Source organism: Rhodococcus mengyinensis, assembly GCF_048381435.1.
Classification (GTDB): domain Bacteria; phylum Actinomycetota; class Actinomycetes; order Mycobacteriales; family Mycobacteriaceae; genus Rhodococcus_F; species Rhodococcus_F opacus_D.
Map to the genome: position 1 here is coordinate 1 of NZ_JBLWIT010000007.1, position 4,481 is coordinate 4,481.

General features: G+C 68.4%; 1 protein-coding gene. It reads right to left on the reverse strand.

The features are described 5' to 3' along the window. A partial coding sequence (locus ACNJ7E_RS00340) for an amino acid adenylation domain-containing protein (protein WP_418338720.1) occupies positions 1 to 4,475 on the reverse strand: 4,475 nt, incomplete at its 3' end. Positions 4,476 to 4,481 lie beyond the last annotated feature (6 nt).

Sequence of the window (4,481 nt, forward strand, 5' to 3'; positions counted from 1 at the left end):
TCGATTTCGCCGAGTTCGACGCGGAAACCACGAATCTTCACCTGAAAATCCGAGCGACCCACATACTCGAGCACCGGCCCACCCTCCGAACGCCGCCACCGCACCACATCCCCCGTCCGATACATCCGATCCCCCGGCCCACCGAACGGATCCGCAACGAACCGCCCCGCCGTCAACCCCGACCGGTTCCGATACCCCCGCGCCAGCGCCGGACCCGACAAATACAACTCCCCCGCCGCCCCGAACGGCACCGGCCGCAACCGCCCATCCAACACCAACTCACCGAACCCACGAACCGGACCACCCACCGTCACCGACTCCCCCACCACCAAACCACCACTGACATTCGACATGATCGTCGCCTCCGTCGGCCCATACGCATTGAACATCCGCCGACCCGCAGCCCACCGCGCAACCAACTCCGGCGGGCACGCCTCACCCGCCACCACCAAAGCACCCAACGCCCCCAACCCCACCGGATCAACCGACGACAACGCCGTCGGCGTCAACACCGCATGCGTCACCGACTCCCCCACCAGAATCCGCGCCAACTCCTCCCCACCGTAAACCGTCGGCGGAACCACCACCAACCGCGCACCCAACCCCAACGCCCACACCAACTCGAACACCGACGCATCGAAACTCGGTGACGCACAATGCAACACCCGAGCACCCGCACACACCCCGAAACCCGAACGCTGCGCAGCCACCACATTCGCCAACCCCCGATGCGTCACCACCACACCCTTCGGCACACCCGTCGACCCCGACGTATAAATCACATACGCCGCCTGCCCCACCCGCACCCGCGCACCCCGATCCACATCCGTCACCACCCCCGCCGACACCGACGACAACCGCGACACAACCGCCACATCATCGAGCACCACCCACCGCACCGAACCCGGCAACCGATCCCGCACCTTCGAGACCGTCACCCCCACCACCACACCCGAATCCGTCAGCATGTGCTCCACACGCCCCACCGGATACTGCGGATCCACCGGCAAAAACGCCGCCCCCGTCTTCGCCACCGCCCACACCGACAACACCGACTCGACTGACCGCGCCACCGCCACAGCCACCACCGACTCCGCACCCACCCCCGCCCCCAACAACACCCGCGCCAACCGATTCGACGCCTCATCCAACTCCCGATACGTCAACCGACGATCCCCACACACCACCGCCACCGCACCCGGATCCGCAACCACCGACGCCGCCAACAACTCCGGCAACGACACCTCCGACACCGACACCCCACCCACCACCGGAGTCAAGCACTCCAACTCCGCCACACCGATGTCGCCGATCGGACGGTCGGGCGACGCCGTGACCGCGTCGAGGATGCGGACGAACTGGTCCGCGAACCCGCGCACGGTGCTCGCGTCCAGGATGTCGGTGGCGAAACCGAATGCGGCGGACATTCCGGCAGGTTCGCCGGTTTCGTCGACGTTCTCACTCAGGGTCAGGCACAGATCGCATTTGGCGACCTCGACACCGGCGTCGACGACCTCGACGATGAGCCCGGGCAGTTCGAGGCGGCTCTTCTCGGTGTTCTGGAACTCGAGCAGCACCTGGAACAGCGGGGTGTGCGCGGTCGAACGGACCGGGTCGACCGCCTGCACCACCCGGTCGAACGGCACCTCCGCGTGCCCGAATGCCCCGAGGTCGGTCTCGCGGACGTGCGCCACCAGGTCGGTGAAGGAGCTCTCGGGCGCGACCCGGGTCCGCAGCACCACGGTGTTGACGAACATGCCGACCATTTCGTCCAGTGCCGCGTCGCCGCGACCGGCGACGGGCGTTCCCACCGCGAGGTCCGTCTCGCCGCTCAGCCGGCCGAGCAGGACGGCGAGTGCGGCGTGCGCGACCATGAACAGCGTCGAATCGTGGTCCCGGGCGAGGTCGGACAGCTTCTTGTGGAGGTCCGCACCGATCGCGAACGGCACGGTGGCGCCGTGTGCGGACCGCTGCAGCGGGCGCCGCCGGTCGGTCGGCAGCTCGAGCAGCTCGGGCATCCCGTCGAGGGTCCGGCGCCAGTAGTCCAGCTGCGCCGAAAGCAGCGAGTCCGGGTCGGTGTCGCTGCCCAGGGTGCGGCGCTGCCACAGCGCGAAGTCCGCGTACTGCACCGGCATCGGCGCCCACCCGGGGGGACGTCCGTGTGTACGCGCGGTGTACGCAACCATCACGTCGCGAGCGAGCGGCGCCATCGACGATCCGTCCGCCGCGATATGGTGCAACACGAGAGCCACCACGTGTTCGTCCGGACCGATCTGCAGCACCGCAATGCGCATCGGGACGTCGCGGCTCACGTTGAACTCGGCCGACGCGAGGGGCACCAGCTCACTGCGCAGCGCCGCCTCGTCGGACACGGTGACCGGGGTGAGGTCGAGGGTCACCCGGTCCGCGGGCAGCACCACCTGATGCGGGCCGTCTGCAGAGCCGGGGTAGACGGTGCGGAGCGGCTCGTGTCGTTCGACGACGTCGCCGAACGCGGCGCGCAGAGCTTCGATGTCGAGTTCGCCGGTCAGGCGCAGCGCGATCGGAACGTTGTAGGCGGGCGAGGCCGTGTCGACCTGGTTGACGATCCACATCCGCTGCTGTGCGAGGGACAGCGGCACCCGGTCCGGGCGCGGGGCCGCCGTGAGGGCGGGACGCGCCGCAGTGCTGCGATCCGCGGTAGCGGCACGGGCGGCGAGTTCCGCCACCGTCGGCGCCTCGAACAGCTCCCGGACCCCCAAGGCGACGCCCAGCGCGGAGTTGATGCGGGCGACGGCGCGGGTCGCGCTCAGCGAGTTTCCGCCCAGGTCGAAGAAGTTGTCGTCGAGCCCGGCCCGGTCGAGTCCGAGCACCTCGGCGAAGACGTCTGCCACGGTGTGCTCGGCCGTACTGGTCGACGCGCGGAACACGGTGCGGACGATCGCGAAATCCGGGGCCGGCAATGCTTGCCGGTCCAGCTTGCCCACCGGGGTGAGGGGCAGCTCGTCGAGGATGACGATGGTCGCGGGCACCATGTGGGCGGGCACGAAGCCGCGCACATGGTCGGTCAGTTCGGCGACGTCGGGTTCGTCGTCACCGGACGGCAGGACGTACGACACCAGGACGGTGTCCCCGGACGGGGCGGTGCGGCCGAGTGTCACGGCGAATCCGACGCGGGGATGCCGTGTCAGCGCGGCGTCGATTTCGCCGAGTTCGACGCGGAAACCACGAATCTTCACCTGAAAATCCGAGCGACCCACATACTCGAGCACCGGCCCACCCTCCGAACGCCGCCACCGCACCACATCCCCCGTCCGATACATCCGATCCCCCGGCCCACCGAACGGATCCGCAACGAACCGCCCCGCCGTCAACCCCGACCGGTTCCGATACCCCCGCGCCAGCGCCGGACCCGACAAATACAACTCCCCCGCCGCCCCGAACGGCACCGGCCGCAACCGCCCATCCAACACCAACTCACCGAACCCACGAACCGGACCACCCACCGTCACCGACTCCCCCACCACCAAACCACCACTGACATTCGACATGATCGTCGCCTCCGTCGGCCCATACGCATTGAACATCCGCCGACCCGCAGCCCACCGCGCAACCAACTCCGGCGGGCACGCCTCACCCGCCACCACCAAAGCACCCAACGCCCCCAACCCCACCGGATCAACCGACGACAACGCCGTCGGCGTCAACACCGCATGCGTCACCGACTCCCCCACCAGAATCCGCGCCAACTCCTCCCCACCGTAAACCGTCGGCGGAACCACCACCAACCGCGCACCCAACCCCAACGCCCACACCAACTCGAACACCGACGCATCGAAACTCGGTGACGCACAATGCAACACCCGAGCACCCGCACACACCCCGAAACCCGAACGCTGCGCAGCCACCACATTCGCCAACCCCCGATGCGTCACCACCACACCCTTCGGCACACCCGTCGACCCCGACGTATAAATCACATACGCCGCCTGCCCCACCCGCACCCGCGCACCCCGATCCACATCCGTCACCACCCCCGCCGACACCGACGACAACCGCGACACAACCGCCACATCATCGAGCACCACCCACCGCACCGAACCCGGCAACCGATCCCGCACCTTCGAGACCGTCACCCCCACCACCACACCCGAATCCGTCAGCATGTGCTCCACACGCCCCACCGGATACTGCGGATCCACCGGCAAAAACGCCGCCCCCGTCTTCGCCACCGCCCACACCGACAACACCGACTCGACTGACCGCGCCACCGCCACAGCCACCACCGACTCCGCACCCACCCCCGCCCCCAACAACACCCGCGCCAACCGATTCGACGCCTCATCCAACTCCCGATACGTCAACCGACGATCCCCACACACCACCGCCACCGCACCCGGATCCGCAACCACCGACGCCGCCAACAACTCCGGCAACGACACCTCCGACACCGACACCCCACCCACCACCGGAGTCAAGCACTCCAACTCCGCCACACCGAT